Genomic DNA, 17471 nt, shown 5'->3' with positions numbered 1-17471 from the left:
CACTTGTGCATAAGCATTCCAGTCAACGGGCATAACGCGGTTTTTTTTCGAGCCAGCGCCCATCTTGAAAACGCCACAAACCTGTGGGAGCCCGGCTTGCCGGCGATGGCGTACGATCAGGCGAGACAAGACTCACTGGCCTCATCGCCAGCAAGCTGGCTCCTACAGGTTCTCGTATCAGCCCCAAGCCCCGCCAATAACGCTTCACGAGCAACGGCCAGGCCTTGCTCAACCGCCTCACCGCCGCGTACCGAACCCTGCAGATAGATAAACGTCAGTTGATGAATGCCAATGGAATTGAGGATCGCCTTTAAATAAGGCGTAAGAAAGTCCGGCTGACGAGCCTGCTCGCCCTGAATGAAGCCGCCGGAACTGACCAGCACAAAGGTTGGCCGATCCTTGAGCAGGCCAAACTTCCCCTGCTCACTGTTCACCCCGAAGCTGCGCTGAATGCGCACCACATGATCGATCCACGACTTCATGGTGGCAGGCAGCGTGAAGTTATGCACCGGCGTGCACAGCACCAGCAGATCGCTGTTTTCAAGTTCGACGATCTGCCGCTCGGACGTGTGGATGGCCACATTGCTCATCCCGGCGACCGAGGTCACCGCCGTCGCGTAGTCGGCGGTCAAGACGGGCAGCGGCTCACTGCCCAGTTGACGCTCGGTCAGTGTAGTGAGGCCTTTCCAGTCCTGAAGCACCTCGCTGGTCAACTGATAACCGCGGGCCGCCTCGCCATGGGGGCTGAAACTCAACAGCAGGGCGCGACTCATACCGCCGCCCCCACACCCAGGTCCTGGGAAAAGTGCATGCCCTTGGCCAGCAATCCCTGGCGGAAATAGAACCGCTGGGCCAATGGCATATGCATCCCCGTGTCGAGCACCAGATAGCGATAACCCAAGGCCCGCGTGCGACGACGCACCTCCTCCAGCAGCGCGGCACCCAGCTCGCGACGCTGTTGCGAGACCGTCACCACCAGGTCATCGACATAGACGAAACGGCCATAGAGAGTGTTCTCCGTCATCCGAAAGCCGGCCAGGCCAATCACCTGCCCGCGCTCACGCAGCGCCAGCAGGCGAAAGCCCTGCTCGCCCTGACGGAAGACCTGTTCAACGAAGGACTCCCTATCAGTCAGATGCGGCCGCAGTTCCTGCATCACTGCAAAACACTCACGGCACTGGTCCTTGCTTTCAATCAGTACGTATTCGAGATCATTGACCACTGGACGCGTCCTCATGCTGGCGCACGCTGGCCGGTACCAAGCGAAAACCGACACCGACGCGGTTGAGTGCGTTCATCAGGGCGATCGCCAGGGTCAGGTCGGCGAGTTCCTTCTCACCGAACACCGCAGCGGCGGCCTGGAAGTCCGCGTCCGGCACCTCGGTTTCGTGCACCAGGGTCACGCTTTCGGCCCAGGCCAGGGCGGCACATTCACGGCGATCGAACAACGCACCGCCTTCGCGCCAGACGGGAACCAGCAGGACCTTGTCGAGGCTCACGCCCAGCTTGATCAGATCCCGGGAATGTTGGCTGATGCAGAAAGCACAGCCGTTGATCTGCGAAACCCGCAGGTACACCAGATCGATCAACTCCGCTTCAAGCCCACAGCTTTCCAGATAGCTCTTAACACCAAACAGCGCTTTGTAGCCCAGGGGCGCGGCGTCGAAGTAGTTGAGACGTTGAGTCATGGTTAGTTCCTCTTTAAGGTCGGTGAAAACATGGCCTGCAGTCTGCGGCGCACCGAACCCGGTCAACAGGGCCAAGAACGAGCAAGCCGTTTGGGACATAACCCTGCTGAATCCGCGCATCCATGGGTTTAGACTTGGGCCGTTCTGCCTGATCACGGAAACCCCATGCCCACTGTCAAAGTCGCCGCCGAACCGGGCTTGCCCAAATACCTGGTGGTCTATCGACGTATTCGTAGCGCCATCGACGAAGGCCAATTGCGGCCCGGTGATCGCGTGCCTTCCGTGCGCGCCCTGGCGACCGAACTCAACCTGGCGCGGGGCACGGTCGAAACGGCCTACGAACTGCTGATCAGCGAGGGCTACCTGACCGCACGCGGACAGGCCGGGACCGTCATTGCCCTTGACCTGCCGGTGAAAGCGGCCCCAAGCCCAGCACCGGGAACCGTCATGTCGAGCGGACGGGATCAATCGTTGCCCCTGCAAATGGGGCTTCCGGCGCTGGATGCTTTCCCACGAAAGCTCTGGGCCCGCCTGATTACCCAACGTGCCCGACAAAGCGATATCGCCAGCCTGGGCTTCGGTGACCCAAGGGGTTACGCGCCGCTGCGTTCGGCCATCGTCACGTACTTGGGGCTGTATCGAGGCGTGCAATGCACAGCGGACCAGGTGTTTATCTGCACCGGTTACAACGCCGTGCTTGAGCTGGTCTGCGAAAGCCTGGAAATGACCGGCCAGGGCTGCTGGTTCGAGGACCCCGGTTATATCCATGCGCGACAGCTACTGCTTAATCGCGGCGTGCAGCTGGTTCCGGTGCCGGTGGATGCCGACGGTTTGCGCGTGGACCAGGGTATTCGCCTGCATCCGGCGGCGCGGCTGGCGGTGGTCACCCCGGCCCATCAAAGCCCATTGGGCGTGGCGTTGAGCCCGGAACGTCGGCGGGAGCTGCTGGATTGGGCGCAGGAACAGTCAAGCTGGGTGCTGGAGGACGACTATGACAGCGAGTTCCGCTATCGGGGCCGTCCGTTGCCGGCGCTGAAGAGCCAGGACGAGCATGACCGCGTGCTGTACGCCGGGACCTTCAGCAAGATGCTGTTTCCGGGAGTGCGGCTGGCGTATCTGGTAGTGCCTAGGGAACAGGTCGAACGCTTTGAACAGGTCACCCGCCTGTGGCGCAATCGTTGCCCGGAGCTGTTGCAGGGGACGGTCAGCGATTTTCTGAATCAGGGTCACTTCACCCGGCATCTGAAGAAGATGCGCCAGTTGTACAGCATGCGCCGGGCGTTGCTGGTCAAGGCGCTGGAAGAGGTGGGCAGTGGGATATTGAAGGTCGACCCGCAAGCTGGGGGCATTAATCTGTTGGTGCGGGTGTTGGTTGATCTGCCCGATACGCGGATAGCCGAACAGGCGCGTGCGGCGGGATTGTCGATTGGGCCATTGTCGCGTTGGCAGGTGGAAAGCGGGGAGGAAGGCGGATTGTTGATGAGTTTTACCAACGTCGTGTCGGCCGAGCAGGCGGCTGAAATAGCGGGCCGATTGCTGGCGGTTATCGTGGCTGCGCGGGCGTTGGATCGGGGTATGACCTAGAGGTGTGGGCAGGGGCGGAACGCGAGAACGCCACCTTTGCAAAAATAGTCAGATATCAGGGGTTTACAGACGCTCGCCAATCGCTATAATCGTCGCCCTAACACGCCGGTATAGCTCAGTTGGTAGAGCAACTGACTTGTAATCAGTAGGTCCCGGGTTCGACTCCTGGTGCCGGCACCACATTCAAAGCCCCGCAATGCGGGGCTTTGCTGTTTCTGGGCCTTTGCTTTGGCGCTTTCAGAAAACTGAAAACGTCCACAAAACGTCCACACTCAAAAAATCCTGGGCACCCATCAGGTCGAGACGTAACAAGCGTCCACGTCGACGGGGTCTGCTTCTAAGGCGACGAGTGCCGCTGACGCAGAGCCAAATAGGCAACTGGATACGCTATACTCTCGGGCACACATCCGTGGAGAGCAGACGTGGAAAAGCTGAGTTTTCAAGCCAAAAAAGCCTACTTCGCCAAACACCGTAAATCCAACTTCGCGGCCAGCTTGCGCCTCGAGGGCTTTACGACCTCCCCAAATGACGATCACAAGCTTCCCACTCGCGAAGCGGCGCTCATGGCCGTTCGGCAAATCAAAGCTTGAGTAACGACAAATACGGGGTCGATCAGGATCCCTACTGTTACCCGGGAACAAGCATCCTCAAGAACCTGCTTGATTTGCATGATGAGGACGACCTCAACGAGGCCGAACGTTATCTCACCGAAGCTGCCGCAGAGCGGCTTGAGTTCATAGAACCGCCATACAGCCTGGATACTCTGAAACAAATTCATCGCACCCTATTCCCAGCTATCTATAGTTGGGCCGGCGAGATCCGGACGGTGAAGATCAGCAAAGGTGGAAATCAATTCTGTGTGCCTGATCGCATAGAGCCAGAAGCCGCCAGAGAATTCCGAAACCGTTGGTAGCTCTGAGGAACAAGAACCATGAATATCGTGGTCTGTCCCTGATTTCCTCCCGGCTCACATCGCATTTTTCGCCCATGGTGATCCTCTTTACTCCCGACAAACTCATCTTTTTCTGACAGACAACAAAGATTTTTCCTGCCTGCACGCATCGCACACCAATACTTCATCAAGATGAGAAATTGCTCTCTATAAAACTTATATTTCCTACGCATTTTGGTCGTGGGAGAATATTGTGTGCGCCCACTGCTGGGTCTACATTCCTGTTGTCGCTGCAAATTCAGCGACACGGGTTTCGCAGCCCGGTAGTGAGCTGGCGCACAGTGCCGCGTAAGCGGTTTTTTTATGTCCGCGTTATGGCGGGCTGTGCGCAGGAGGCTTATGCCTGCCGGTTACCTAGCTCACCGGTCTGCGAACCTGCGTACAGTTCGCCACCCTTGTTTCGCAGCGAGTATGGTGATCCCCGAACTTGAGCAAGGAGATTCACCATGGCCAAGAAAATCACCCCCGATCCACCTCCAGCTTCCAACGATTCTGTGAAATCAACGCGGCCAGACGCAACCCGCCTGCTTGATACCCTCACCCTGACCGTTTCCAAAACCATCAATTACGCCGACCCTCTCAAACCCACGATCTTCGCCATCCAACCCGGCGTCCGGGCTCAAGACGCGTTGATCTAGGTTTCGAAACTGCTCGAAGTCGCCGAACTGAATGGCGACGAAATCAGCTTGCATACAAATCCGGTGGAGCGCTCTCTGTTCTGGGGCATGCTGCACTCGGTAGAAATGGCACGCGCCGTGGTGGATGCCCTGCTTGAGGGATCGTCCCCGCACCATCACCCATCACCGGCATTGGACGACCAGCCCGTTTGATTGACGCGGCTCATGCTGCGGTCGGGTTTCTGCTCAGCAGGCGACCAGACGCGCCACACGCATGAAGGACAATCCTCATCGGCAGTCATCGCTTTCAGTGGCTGCCTTTTTTGCAATTGATCCTCTCAGCAACTGGCCAGACATTGCCTGCGCGCCCAACCGTTACAATTTCACATGAGCTCGACGTTGACGGGCTTTTGCTCCTACCTATAATGCATCCCAACACACCCGCCAAGCCTAGGTTGACCCACAGTCAGCAAGCTCAAATCGTGCGGTTTTTTTTTGCCTGGAGAAAACTACATAAGGAAGCCAGAAACAGACCACGATTTCTGGTTGGCGTGATCAAGCCGGAAAAAAATTAATCGTGGTCCGTCCCTATCACTCTCCAAAGACGACGGGTGTCTTCCAAGTCAGCGTGTAATCGTGGCCCAAGTGGCCATGGAATCCGTACGCCTCCTCGTCAACCGAAAGGTAATGACCGCCCCGACGAAAGACGCAGCGCGCTGAAAGCACAACACCTGGTGGGCCTCAACAGCTTGGGCACCAGATCTATGCAGCGGGACAACATTTGGAACAAGTTTGGCATTTTACTCTGTTGCGCGTTTGGCTATATTTTCAGCAAATAACCCCATTCAAAGCGCTAGAAATAGAGTTTGGACTTGTCCTGCGAAACCGTGGGACAGAGATGACGAAGTATCCCAGGCATTGAAACCAATCGTTGATATTGATCGCTATACCCATGCCCGTGGTTTGAGCGGCGATATCAAAAAGCTCACTGACGACTATCAAGCAGCCGCCAAGCAATTTTTCGCCACAATACGCAACTTCCGGTGAACTCAAGCCTAAGGCCCCCCTCCTCAACCGATGACAGAAAATACAGAGCCTCAAACAACGAAAAAAATCAGCACTCGAATCAGCCCCACCACTGAATCTGGCGAAATCTTAGAAGAAGTCTCCGCGGTGCGACAAACGTTGAGGGGAATAGGTGCCAGAAGCTCTTGAGGCGCCTCCTTAGGAATGCAGCCCCAAAGTTCTGTAGACCTCAAGCAAGCGAGATAGATCAACCGCCGTTCGTTCCCTTGCCGTTTGTCGGAACTGTCATTTCTGACAGTATCGGCGGATCTGACGATGGGTTCAGAATTTAGGTACCTGGAAAAGAATTTTTTAATTTAAAAATAAGGTTGGTTTTTAAAATGAATAAAAAACTGATGGGTGTATTTTTTCCGCTAATTTTTTTAGCCATATCCTCCCAACTTCACGCGGCAACACCTTCTACGGCACAAAGCAGCATCGTTGTCGACGGTGCGACATTTAGAAGTGAATATGCGAATGTGAATGGCATTCGCCTGCACTACCTGATGAGCGGCAACGGTGAAAAGCCAGTTTTGCTGGTGCATGGTTTCCCAGGAAGCTGGCGTAATTGGGAAGCGCTGATGGGGAAATTAGCGCGTGCTGGTTATACCCCTATCGTTCCTGACTATCGCGGTGCTGGAGAAACGGATATTTCAGAAAGTGGCTATGACAAAAAGAACATGGCGCGAGATTTACATGAACTGGTAACTCACTTGAAAGTAAAACAGGTCGATATAGTTGCCCATGACATGGGGTTGATTATTGCTTATGCCTATGGCGCGCTTTACCCGAAAGAAACCAAGCATATCGTCTTGATGGATGGATTTATTCCAGGCATTCCAGGATGGGAAATCCCTTACAATGGAAACCCTGAAATGGGCGTTGCCAGCAAATGGCATTTCCGTTTTTTTGGCAAGACAGCGGTAAAAATGATTCAAGGGCAAGAAAAAACGTATCTGGACATGTTTTTTGATGACTTTGTATTCAAGGGCAACCCTAAAGTACATGATGACGTGCGTGATGCATTGGTAAAAGATTATTCCCGGCCTGGCCGCATGGAGGCAGCATTCAAGCTTTATTCCGCCTGGGTGGAGCATGATGCAAATGACAATAAGGCATTCGCTAAAAACAAACTGACCATTCCAGTACTTACCATCGGAGGAGACCATTCGAGAGGTAAGACATTGGCCGATCAAGTCAAGCACATTACTACCCAACCACACTCATTGGTATTAAAAAATACAGGACACTGGGTACTAGAAGAGCAAACGCAGGTCACCAGCCAGGCTATTCTTGATTTTTTGAAAAGTGAAAATAATACAACTACTCAATAATCAATAAGAAAGGCTTATCAGGGGTTTTCCTCGCAAGGGCTCTGCCACGTTGAAGTATTTCGTCACGCCCAGAGGGGACAAACTTGAAGATGAAACTCTGCTCGCCGATCTGCAGAACGATACCGCAATGACATCAATGAATTTCCTGCCCCCAATCAGGAAAATAAGAGCGGCCTCCAGTTAATTTTTCGTACATCCGGTTCGTTGATTCAGCCCCGCTCCGCGTCTAATGTTGGAACATCGCTGCAAAATCAGCGATGCGGACTGGGCACCCGTGGTTTATTTAGGATTAATCGCACAATGCCGTGAGAGCGGTGTCGTTGTGCCTGCGTTATGGCGGGCTGTGCGTGGGACACTTTGTGTGTGCCGGGTCCTAATCCCCCGGTTTGTCCACCCGCGTACAGCTCGCCACCTTTTCACTGGACAAGAGAGAATTGGCGAACTCCCCTTAAGTAATTCGGAAGGAGTTTTACTCGTGGCCAAGAAAATCCCCCCCGATCCACGCCCGTTTCGAACAGTTCAGTGAAAGCTACGCGGCCAGATGCGGACCGCCTGCTTGATACCCTCACCCTAACCGTTTCCAAAACCATCCATTACGCCGACCCTCTCAGATCCACGATCTTCGCCATCCAACCAGGCGTCAACGCTCCAGTGGCCGGAAACCAGCCAAAAGGAAGCAGGCTCAGTTGGGGCTAGACCTCGACAAACTTCCACAGACTCAACTGCATCTTCGCAAGCGTCGAAACGAGCAGGGGTTTATCTGCCGGCGCCACGCACAGCGAGTATTCCGACCCATCGGCCACGGACTCCAGGCGCACGCCCTCCATGACGCTGGTCCTTATCTTCCACATCTGTGTTTCCTGGGAGGGGTCGAGAGGCCAGAGTTCGAGCCCACCCTGCACGGCGGTGAGCACCTTGTCGGGCTGGTAATTGTTACGCAGGTAGTAACTGCCATTGTCCGGGTTCAGCGTCAGGTGCCATTGCATGCCGCTGGTCCCCTTGGCTTTGTCCTCCAGGAACGCCGCCGGGTGGAGCGCCCCGCTGTAGGTATCCAGCGCCTTTCCGGGATGGCTTGCCGGCTCCAGGGTATAGGTCTTGCTCTCGTTCAACTCAGGAGCATCGTTGAGTTCGATGATCAGACTGCACAGGTCCTGCTCAATGAAGTCCAGGTACACCACATTCGGTCGCAGCCCTCCTTTGCACTTCTGCAGGAACTGCGCAAGCCTGGGGTGCAGGGTGTGGGCCAGCGCCTGGATATCCAAGGTGTTCCCAACCGCCCCCGTCGCGAACCACGACAGTACGAAGAGGAAGCTGTTGCCCTGACCGCCATTGGTGACCAGCTTGTGCTGCTGATCCGTCACTACCACGCCGGCATCGACATTATTGGCGTACCGGTCATACACCGTCAGCCCAGCGGCCTTGCTCGCCGTCTGGTTGGCATCCCCGCGGGTCGCCCCGTCCGCCACATCGTGATAGGCATACAACTTCGGGTCGGCCTGCAGTTGGCCTGCGAAATCAGTGTCGAAGACACAGAGCGCATGCCCCGCGAAATCCGCCAGTCTCTTCCGGGCCAGAACGCCGCCAGGGTTCGGAGCCTGGTAGAAGGCATTGCCGAGCCTGTTCTTGATGACCGCTAGAAGGGAGTTCATGTTGATCAGGTCCCCGGTGTGGGACCACTTGAGGATCACGCACTCCTTGGCGTTCGTCTGCAGGAAGGACTTGATGCCATCCAACACAACCTCCACACGCTCACCAAAGGCACCGAGCGAGTTGCTGTCATTGCTGAAGTGCCCGAAGTGGTAGTCACCATTGGCACGTCGGTGCACCCGGAGGTCGAAATAGCGCGAGCCCGCGTTCAACTGCTCGACGATGCTCAGCCGCTGGGTTTCAGCAGAGCTGCCGCCGCCGCCGAGACTACCGCTGCTCTCGGTCTTGCACATCCCGGCGTCGTGGCTCCCGGGCATCACCACATCGTTGAGCGTGACCCAAGGCCGCTTGGCGAGCAGCGCCTCCATCCACTTGCTCAGCGATGGACGCTTGCTCTGGCCAATATAGATGCCGAGCGTGCCGTGACTGCTGTCGCCGATATCGCCACCGCTGGTCTGCCAGACGTCCAGATCGGGCCGTGCGGGAACGGTCGTGAGCTTTTTCCTGCCGACGTCCCGCGACTGCCAGAGATCCAGCGCGCAATGGAAAGTCGTACCATCCTGCAGGTCCACCTTCAGTGTGAAAGGGCTGGGGCCACCATTTTCCATCTCGACGTAGTCCCCCAGGGAACTCCTCGCCGCCAAGTACCCGTTCTTCAGCCATTCCGACGGGTTGTGCTGTGCGAAACCGCTCTCGGTCGATTTTTCAACCCAGAGGTTCAGGTGTGAATCCGTCAGGTTCGTGATGTAGAACCTTGCGCGTTTGGTCATGGCATTGCCTTCGATGTTCGGGAAACCCTTTGAATGATGTGCGCTCCCGCCTGCAGGCGGAACGCAGCACATCGCCGCGTACGACCACAAAGCACCACGATCGAAAAATGCCAGCAGGGATAGGAAGGCCCGTCAGGGACGGGGGCGATCTGGACATCCATGTCTGCGCCATCCACCTGGGCGATAGGCGGGTATCGAAGGGGCGTTCACCAGCCAGTCATAGGGACGGCACTCCCATGCCGGGAGCAGCCCGCAAGGGCCAGAAGCCCTGGAGGGGAAATCATCGCCTGCTCCGCCAATCCCTTTGCCAGCACGGCTGGTCAGTGATCCAGCGTAGCTCGGACGCGCCGAGGCGCAAGGCACTTTGCTGAACCAGGTGGAGCTGGCCGCTCTGGTCGCTTGCGCTCAAATAAACGCGAAGTGTGTAACCATCCTCACTCGCCGTTGAACTGACGTCCGGAAGAGTCGGCAATAACTGCCAGGCCTTTCTATCGCAGAAAAAACCATCGCCCCCCCATACGGGCTTCGGATAACATGCCGTTCACCCACGCAATGGCTGGCATGTTATTGCATTCAACAACAATGGAATTGCAATATGGACATCAACGAACAGCGTTCATACGGGCCATTTGAAGCGAATAGTACTCTGAGCTATATCAACACTCACGAAAAGCTCTCCGCCTTCATCATTGCAACATTTTTCATGTTTTGTGCGCAACGCTACATCAATTTCCCACAGCTCAACGGTGACGCATTCATCTACTGGGATCTCAGCTCATCCATATGGAATTTTTCGTTCCCTCAAACAATACGCGGCTATTTTTACCCGTTATTATTATCACCCGCAAAATTTATCTTTGAAACTTTCCCAGGCACTGGCTATCTGGCCTTGCACCTGATGCAGGCGTTAGCCTTTTCATTTTCACTGACCCTTCTGCTTCCCTATATATTTACTCGTTTAATCGGGGGGCGAGTCTCCTTGGTCAAACGCCTTATCGTCCCTTTTTTGGTGGCGATTTTTTTCCCGACACTGATTGCCTACACACTCAGCGACCTTCCTGCGCTTTGCCTGATTCTTGCCTGCTTGGCCACGATCCTGTTTGCCTCGGAGCGAAACAGCTTTATGGAGTCAGGACTGCTGATTTTTTTAGCCGGTATCATGGCCTACGGGGCCTATAACACCAGAACCATCTACCTCTTCACCATGCTCCTGTTGACCCTGCTCATACCCACGCTGGTGTTTAGAAGCGCCCCCCTTTCCAGGCGAATCATGCTCGCGATAGCCTTTATTCTAGGCGCCGGTCTGACGGCCATCCCTCAAGCGCTGATCAACGTAAAACACTTGGGCTCAGCCACACCTATGGTGGTCACCGACGTCAGAAACGCGTCACTCTTTGCCCGTCAATTGAAGTGGGGCATCACTATTCAACGTTATGAAACTGGCTACGATGTAAAATCGGGAGCCATATTTCCGATTTTCCACCTCGACCCTGCCGGAGAAGAACTCTTCAAACGCCTTGACTTGGGAAACGTAAAAACGAGCATTCAGGGATATTTCAAAGCATTGATTTCGGAGCCATTCGGATTTCTGAAAATATACACAAGACATCTCATCAATGGCCTGGACGTCAGGGATGATGACACTTATACCAAAGTCCTCTCACAGGAAAAAAATCTCCGCTCCCTGGCGTCCCTTTTGACTTCAATATTTGGACTTTTCTGTTTGTTCTACCTGATGGTCAGACGGTCAACCTCAGGTAACATACCGGCTACCGCAGATAAAACGGATTTTCGCTGGGTATGGCTTTTTGTAATATTACTCCCCGTCATGGCGATAATACCTGGAGCCATTGAAACACGGTTTTTCGTGACCCTGCACTTGATGGCCTATTGTGCTATTGCCTATGGTTTCCCGGACATCCCAATCCGGTCATTGTCAACAACAAGGAAAATGCTGCTAGCACTCCTGTATGGGGCCATCGTAACGGCTTGCTATATCAGCGCCGCACAATCGGTCTCGACTCCAGGACAACAGCAGATACCAGACGACTACAAACGCTAAAGCGTGGCATGACACTGGCGAGACACAAAAATACCAAACAAACACATGAAGCAAGCAACGGTAGATAAGTGCTGATCTAAACGTCTTGAGGAAACCCTCAAGGCGTTTAAACCACCCTGGCGAGAATACCTTACTCTTGCACTACCGACTGGTTCCCCACAGTAGATGATGCACTTTGTTGCTCCGGAGTTTTGCCTTTATTGCCCACACTACCTAGCCATCTAATCGCTTTTCTGCATGGTGTTTCGACGACAAAAAACACAAATATAGACAGCACTATCAAAGCGATCACATAGATATAAAATTTGACGACCGCCGACGCTTCGAAAGTCGGCTGAGCGAAATTCAAATACCATACGTATAGTGGGTAATGAAGAATGTACACAGCGTAGCTGGACTCACCCAATAAAACACCGGTTCTGCCCGAAAGGAAACCGATCACTCTGCCCTGACTTTGCATCAGCGAAAGTATCAGCGCACAAAACGGCACGACGATAAAGGGCAAGGTGTAATGAAACCATGCAAACAGGATCACCGCATAAATCGCCGGAAACTTAAAGAAGCGCAGTGCGTTGGGTGTGATCACCCCAAATTTAAGTAATGCCCCCAGCGAAGCGCCCACCATGAAAAAAGGCAGATTTCTGATCGGAAAATACGGACCCAACACTATTTTGGCAGCCTTATAGAGCAACGGGGATCCGTCTAGGCGTGGCACATATAATGGGGCGTACTCAAGCACAAGATAACTGAACAGGCTTATCGCAACCGCCATGGGCAGCCGTTTCTTCGTAAGTACGAAAATAAACAGCGGAAACATCAAATAGAAAAACGCCTCAGCTGAAAGAGACCAGCCAGGGTTGTTCATCGAAATAGCGTGCTCGGCCCACCATGCTTGAGTCAACGTCACATTAAGAGCAAGAACGATGTGCTCCGGCACACCCAGATAATAAGAAAATATCAACCCCAGCAGATAGAGCGGGTATATTCTGGCAAAGCGTGCAATCCAAAACGTCCCGATTTTGAATTGACCAGGCTCATTTGAAGAGTAGACCACAGACAGCACAAAACCCGACAGTAAAAAAAAATACTCTACGGCTTTTGGGCCCTGCCGAAACAGCTCGGACACCGCTTGATTGTTGAACGGATAGAAGGGCGCACCGAAATGGAACGCTACCACCATCAGTGCTGCAATAAATCTGGTAAATGTCAGCTTGGAAAGGCTGGATAGCACATCCATATTGTGCGTCCGCGATAACTGCTGCATAAATTGTATCCGCTTATCAAAAAAAGGGATGAATGCCCCAACCTATCGGCAGGGAAAGCAAAAACCTGACCCTACTTTTCAAAAAATAGTTTTCATGGATTCTGTAACGCCTAGTGGCCCGAGTGACTAACCCATTAACTTATTTTTGATCGCACTCAATATTGCTTTATGCGCCGAGCTGATGATGGCCTCAACCGTTTATGCCACATCAAGTCGCCTTGGGCCAAGGGTCATATCGACGGGCTTCTGCTGCATCTGTTCGCCCATTGTATGTTGCAAAACCCAGCAGCCACCACCGCCTCCCCCGCCTCCCCCGCCTACCAGATCTGGTAGGTGCCAAACCCCCGCCGCTGCTCTATATAAATCGACGCCCGCCGTCCTTCATCAATAGAGAAGCCCCTATGCACATGGAAGAGCACACCCTGTCCTCAATGAGCGACAGTCTGCGGCTGTCACTCGGTCAATACCGCTACCAGCAGTTCGTCGAGAAGCTGGGTTGGCAACTGCCCCTCCCCCCGGATGCACCCGGCTGTGAATGGGACGCCTATGACCACGCCCAAGCCCGCTACCTCCTGGCTCTCAACCCAACCCGCGAACTGATCGGCTGTGCCCGGCTGATCCCCACCACCGCGCCCAACCTGCTCGAAGGCGTGTTCAGCCACACCTGCGCCGAGGGCGTGCCGGCCAGCACCTTTATCTGGGAAATGACCCGCTTCACCACCTCAACCCCGGAATTGGCCATGCCCTTGTTCTGGAAGTGCCTGGACACCGCCCATCACGCCGGCGCCGAATATATCGTCGGGATTGTCAGCAAGATCATGGAGCGCTATTACAGAAAGAACGGCGTCCACTACGAACGCCTCGGGGAGATGATCTGGCACCAGGATGAACGGATTGTCGCCATACAACTACCAACGGAACGTAAACGTCACCTCAGCAGTCTTGCGTCAACGCTCTTTATGTCAGAAGGATTAAAACAAATAGCCTGACCCTCCAATTACCCTGTCGCAGAACAGGCCTGCCCCTCCTGTTCCGCAACAAACACCGGATCAGTTCATATATAACCCAGGGCAACGGCATAGGTCACCGCCTGCACGCGGTTACTGGCACCGATCTTGCGCTGAATGTTCTTGTGATGATAATTAACCGTATCCGTGCACACGCCCATGATCACCCCGATTTCTTCTGACGTCTTGCCATCGGCCGTCCAGCGCAATACTTCACTTTCCCGCTCGGTAAACGTGATCTCATTGTCCCGTTCCAACATCCCTTCCAGTTCCGACAACTTGGCATAAGCGGCATCGGCAAAGGCTCGGGTAATAGGCGCCAGCTCCGTAAACTCATCGGCACTGATCTTGCCGTTCTTACGCGCCAGGCTCAGCAACCCCACCCGACCTCGCGCATTGAACGACGGCTGGGCCAGGCCATGGCGCAAGTCCGAGTCATTGGCCTCCGACCACAGGCCGGGGCTGCCCTTGAAGATGTCGTCGCTCCACAAAATCGGCGTAGAGGCCAGCCGGCTGTGCTTTACCGTGGGGTCGATCACCGCGTAGTTCATGGTTTGATAACGCGTCACCCACTCCACCGGGTAGTTGCTGTAGAGGTGGGTTTTCGGCCGCATGAACGGTGTGAGGCTGCACAGGCCGTAGGCATAGAAGTCGAATTTCAGATCCGTGATGGCGTTCAGCGCGATACCCGTAAACTCCTCCATGTTCATGGCTTTCGCAAAAAGCGAATAGAAATAAATATCCCAAACCCAAAGCTGTGCTAAGTCCATTTTAGCTACCCAAGATGAGAATCGGTTCGTCATCCTAGTCCAGCTGATCGCACTGTCAATGGGGACACGTGTAAAAAAACCATAACCATTTGCGCTAACTATAGAGCGACCTCTTTTATATTTAGTTAGTGGCCATCTGCAACTGCCGAGCCGCCCACCCATGGTGCAAATTCACGTCTAGTCCCCGAAGACGCGCGGAGGTTAAGCCGGACGCAAAGACTTCACACCTACGAAATCTGGTAGCTTAACTTTCTCAATCACCCCCCTGTATAAATCCCCTCCAGCAAGTTTGTCTCAACAGGAACAATCAGTCCCGCCGTGACTGAGCGGTATTATTTATTACATGATGCTTACCCTTTAACCCCAGTTCTCCTGGAACAGGCCCGTTATATAAAGATCATTCACCCTTGCCGTCACGTAACTGTCTTTTAGTGCTGAACGATTCGGCGACTTGAACACGCCCAAAGGAACATGAGCATGACAACTACCGAGATCCAGAGCGGATTTGCCGATGCACCCGAACTACGGCGCAAGAACCGCGCCACCGTCGAGCAGTACATGCAGAGCAATGGCAGCGCACGCCTGCGCCGCCACGAACTGTTTACCGAAGACGGCAGCGGTGGCTCCTGGAACACCGCCAGCGCCACCCCGCTGGTCTTCCACGGCCACACCAAGCTGGCGGCACTAGGCGTCTGGCTGAACCAGTGCTTCCCGGACTGGCAGTGGCACAACGTGCGGATCTTCGAAACCGCCGACCCGAACCACTTCTGGGTCGAAAGCGACGGACGCGGCACCGTCAACATGCCCGGCTACCCCAAGGGCTATTGCGAGAACCATTACATCCACTCCTTCGAACTCGAGGACGGCCGCATCAAGCGCAACCGCGAGTTCATGAACCCCTTCGAGCAACTGCGCGCCCTCGGCATTCCCGTACCGACCATTCGCCGCGCCGGCCTACCCGCTTAATCCACAACAGAGGCAAGAACATGACCAATCCAGACAGACACGATGGGTTTGCCAGCAGCACCGAGCTTCGTCGCAAGAACCGCCAGGTGGTCGAGCAGTACATGCACACCAAGGGCCCGGCCCGTCTGCGTCGCCACGAGCTGTTTACTGAAGATGGCAGCGGCGGCCTGTGGACCACCGACACCGGCGCGCCGATTGTCATTCGCGGCAAGGACAAGCTCGCCGAGCACGCGGTCTGGTCGCTGAAGTGCTTCCCGGACTGGGAATGGTATGACATCCGCATCTTCGAAACCGATGACCCGAACCACTTCTGGGTCGAATGCGAAGGCCACGGGCAGATTCTGTTTCCCGGATACCCGGACGGCTTTTACGAGAACCACTTCCTCCATTCCTTCTCCCTCGAGAACGGCAAGATCAAGCAAAACCGCGAGTTCATGAATGTGTTCCAGCAACTGCGGGCCCTGAATATCCCGGTGCCCGAAATCAAACGCGAAGGCATACCCACCTGAACGGCACTGCGCCAGGGGTCTCATCATGGAAACGATTGTGCGACGAGTTCTGGGTTGTGAAGCATTGCAGCAACCCCAGTGGAGCGATCTCTCACGCCTGAGGGACGTACAGCAACACCTGAGAGACAGCCAGTCCTTGATCAGGGCCCAGGACATCCTGGCCCTGCGGGCTCTCCTGGCGCGGGTCGCCGAAGGCGAAGGCAAGGTCATCCAGTCCGGCGATTGCGCCGAGGATATCAACGACAACCAGCACGGCGCCGTGGCCCGCAAAGCCGCAGTGCTGGAGATCCTCGCCGGGGCCTTCGGCCTGGTGACTCAACAACCGGTGATCCGGGTCGGACGGATCGCCGGGCAGTACGCCAAGCCCCGCTCCAAGCCCAACGAACTGATTGGCGAGATCGAGTTGCCGGCGTATCGCGGCGACATGGTCAACAGCCACGCGGCGCATTCGGACAGCCGCCAACCCGATCCGCAACGCCTGCTCAAAGGCTACCAGGCCGCCCGCGAAATCATGGAGCACCTGGGCTGGCAGGACCGCCTCGCCGAAGGCGCAGCCGGCGGTTCCCCGGTCTGGACCAGCCACGAGATGCTGCTGCTCGATTATGAATTGCCCATGCTGCGCCACGACGAACAGGGCCGGACCTTTCTCGGTTCGACCCACTGGCCGTGGATCGGCGAACGCACCCGCCAGGTGGATGGCGCCCACGTCGCCCTGCTGTCCGAGGTGCTCAATCCGGTAGCCTGCAAGGTCGGTCCGGACATGACCCCTGCGCAACTGCTGACCCTGTGCGAACGCCTCGACCCGGCCCGCGAACCCGGGCGACTGACGCTGATTGCACGGATGGGCGCCGAGAAGGTCGCCGAACGTTTGCCGCCCCTGGTGGAGGCGGTCCGCGCCACGGGGCACAAGGTCATCTGGCTGAGTGACCCGATGCATGGCAACACCATCCTCGCGCCCTGCGGCAACAAGACCCGCATGGTCGAGACCATCGCCCGGGAAGTCAGCGCCTTCAAGCACGCGGTGCTCTCGGCCGGTGGCATCGCCGGCGGCCTGCACCTGGAAACCACCCCGGACGATGTCACCGAGTGCGCTTCCGATGCGGCCGGGCTCCATCAGGTCAGCGTTCATTACACCAGCCTGTGCGACCCGCGACTGACGCCCTGGCAGGCAATCACCACCGTCCTGGCGTGGAAGAACCCACCCGCGTCCCCCCATGCAACCTTTTGACAGGAGTC

At 55.5% G+C, this 17471-nt stretch carries 15 protein-coding genes, 1 tRNA gene and 2 pseudogenes; 12 read left to right on the top strand and 6 right to left on the bottom strand.

What is annotated here, in order from left to right:
• Window positions 1-116: 116 nt before the first annotated feature.
• The 3 genes from HX866_RS28025 to HX866_RS28015 are packed head-to-tail and all read right to left on the bottom strand — an operon-like array spanning window position 117 to window position 1688.
• On the bottom strand, window positions 117-773 hold the full coding sequence (locus HX866_RS28025) for an FMN-dependent NADH-azoreductase (protein WP_177140877.1): 657 nt from the start codon (window positions 771-773) through the stop codon (window positions 117-119).
• Complete coding sequence (locus HX866_RS28020; protein ID WP_218179793.1) at window positions 770-1237, bottom strand: GNAT family N-acetyltransferase; 468 nt, start codon at window positions 1235-1237, stop codon at window positions 770-772. Before HX866_RS28020 ends, HX866_RS28025 begins: the two co-directional genes overlap by 4 nt.
• On the bottom strand, window positions 1212-1688 hold the full coding sequence (locus HX866_RS28015) for a carboxymuconolactone decarboxylase family protein (RefSeq protein WP_177090944.1): 477 nt from the start codon (window positions 1686-1688) through the stop codon (window positions 1212-1214). The genes HX866_RS28020 and HX866_RS28015 overlap by 26 nt, the downstream gene beginning before the upstream one ends.
• A gap of 165 nt (window positions 1689-1853) precedes the next feature.
• On the opposite strand from HX866_RS28015, the gene pdxR reads away from it, so the two are divergent.
• The 7 genes and pseudogenes from pdxR (at window position 1854) to HX866_RS27980 (ending at window position 7240) form a co-directional block, all read left to right on the top strand.
• Window positions 1854-3272, top strand: coding sequence for a MocR-like pyridoxine biosynthesis transcription factor PdxR (gene pdxR, locus HX866_RS28010; RefSeq protein ID WP_177140876.1), 1419 nt, complete (start codon window positions 1854-1856; stop codon window positions 3270-3272).
• A 104-nt stretch (window positions 3273-3376) separates the two neighbouring features.
• A tRNA-Thr gene (locus HX866_RS28005) sits at window positions 3377-3452 on the top strand.
• Window positions 3453-3694: 242 nt separating this feature from the next.
• On the top strand, window positions 3695-3862 hold the full coding sequence (locus HX866_RS28000; protein WP_090234743.1) for a YhfG family protein: 168 nt from the start codon (window positions 3695-3697) through the stop codon (window positions 3860-3862).
• Window positions 3859-4167: pseudogene (locus tag HX866_RS27995) on the top strand (cell filamentation protein Fic); the annotation flags it as partial. The gene HX866_RS28000 and the pseudogene HX866_RS27995, both read left to right, overlap by 4 nt.
• Window positions 4168-4670: 503 nt before the next feature.
• Window positions 4671-5054, top strand: a pseudogene (locus HX866_RS27990) (hypothetical protein).
• A 579-nt stretch (window positions 5055-5633) separates the two neighbouring features.
• Window positions 5634-5888 (top strand): hypothetical protein, encoded by a 255-nt coding sequence (locus HX866_RS27985; protein WP_177125934.1) that lies wholly within the window; start codon window positions 5634-5636, stop codon window positions 5886-5888.
• 359 nt (window positions 5889-6247) lie between these two features.
• On the top strand, window positions 6248-7240 hold the full coding sequence (locus HX866_RS27980; RefSeq protein ID WP_256345028.1) for an alpha/beta fold hydrolase: 993 nt from the start codon (window positions 6248-6250) through the stop codon (window positions 7238-7240).
• Between the two features lie 692 nt (window positions 7241-7932).
• Here HX866_RS27980 and HX866_RS27975 read toward each other — a convergent pair.
• Entirely contained in the window at window positions 7933-9657 is a 1725-nt protein-coding gene (locus HX866_RS27975; protein ID WP_177140875.1) for a hypothetical protein, read from the bottom strand.
• Window positions 9658-10252: 595 nt separating this feature from the next.
• On the opposite strand from HX866_RS27975, the gene HX866_RS27970 reads away from it, so the two are divergent.
• The gene (locus HX866_RS27970) at window positions 10253-11719 is read left to right on the top strand and encodes a hypothetical protein (RefSeq protein ID WP_177140874.1); all 1467 of its coding nucleotides are present in this window, start codon (window positions 10253-10255) and stop codon (window positions 11717-11719) included.
• A gap of 130 nt (window positions 11720-11849) precedes the next feature.
• Here the strand turns inward: HX866_RS27970 and HX866_RS27965 are convergent, their stop codons facing one another.
• On the bottom strand, window positions 11850-12983 hold the full coding sequence (locus tag HX866_RS27965) for an acyltransferase family protein (protein WP_177140873.1): 1134 nt from the start codon (window positions 12981-12983) through the stop codon (window positions 11850-11852).
• Between the two features lie 407 nt (window positions 12984-13390).
• On the opposite strand from HX866_RS27965, the gene HX866_RS27960 reads away from it, so the two are divergent.
• A complete protein-coding gene (locus HX866_RS27960; protein ID WP_256345027.1) occupies window positions 13391-13972 on the top strand; it encodes an acyl-homoserine-lactone synthase in 582 nt (193 codons plus the stop codon).
• 65 nt (window positions 13973-14037) lie between these two features.
• On the opposite strand, the gene HX866_RS27955 is transcribed toward HX866_RS27960, so the two are convergent.
• A complete protein-coding gene (locus HX866_RS27955) occupies window positions 14038-14760 on the bottom strand; it encodes an autoinducer binding domain-containing protein (RefSeq protein WP_177126002.1) in 723 nt (240 codons plus the stop codon).
• A 477-nt stretch (window positions 14761-15237) separates the two neighbouring features.
• On the opposite strand from HX866_RS27955, the gene HX866_RS27950 reads away from it, so the two are divergent.
• Genes HX866_RS27950 through HX866_RS27940 form a run of 3 tightly spaced genes read left to right on the top strand, consistent with a single transcriptional unit; the run spans window position 15238 to window position 17463 of the window.
• Entirely contained in the window at window positions 15238-15726 is a 489-nt protein-coding gene (locus tag HX866_RS27950; RefSeq protein WP_177090962.1) for a PhzA/PhzB family protein, read from the top strand.
• Between the two features lie 20 nt (window positions 15727-15746).
• Window positions 15747-16235: a PhzA/PhzB family protein gene (locus HX866_RS27945; protein WP_177090964.1), complete on the top strand. Its 489-nt coding sequence runs from the start codon at window positions 15747-15749 to the stop codon at window positions 16233-16235.
• Window positions 16236-16260: 25 nt separating this feature from the next.
• Window positions 16261-17463 (top strand): 3-deoxy-7-phosphoheptulonate synthase, encoded by a 1203-nt coding sequence (locus tag HX866_RS27940; protein WP_177140872.1) that lies wholly within the window; start codon window positions 16261-16263, stop codon window positions 17461-17463.
• Window positions 17464-17471 lie beyond the last annotated feature (8 nt).

The sequence above is a fragment of the Pseudomonas gingeri genome (assembly GCF_013386165.1).
Taxonomy (GTDB): domain Bacteria; phylum Pseudomonadota; class Gammaproteobacteria; order Pseudomonadales; family Pseudomonadaceae; genus Aquipseudomonas; species Aquipseudomonas gingeri_C.
The sequence above is the reverse complement of the archived record's forward strand: the minus strand, read 5'-3'. Positions and strand labels throughout refer to the sequence as shown.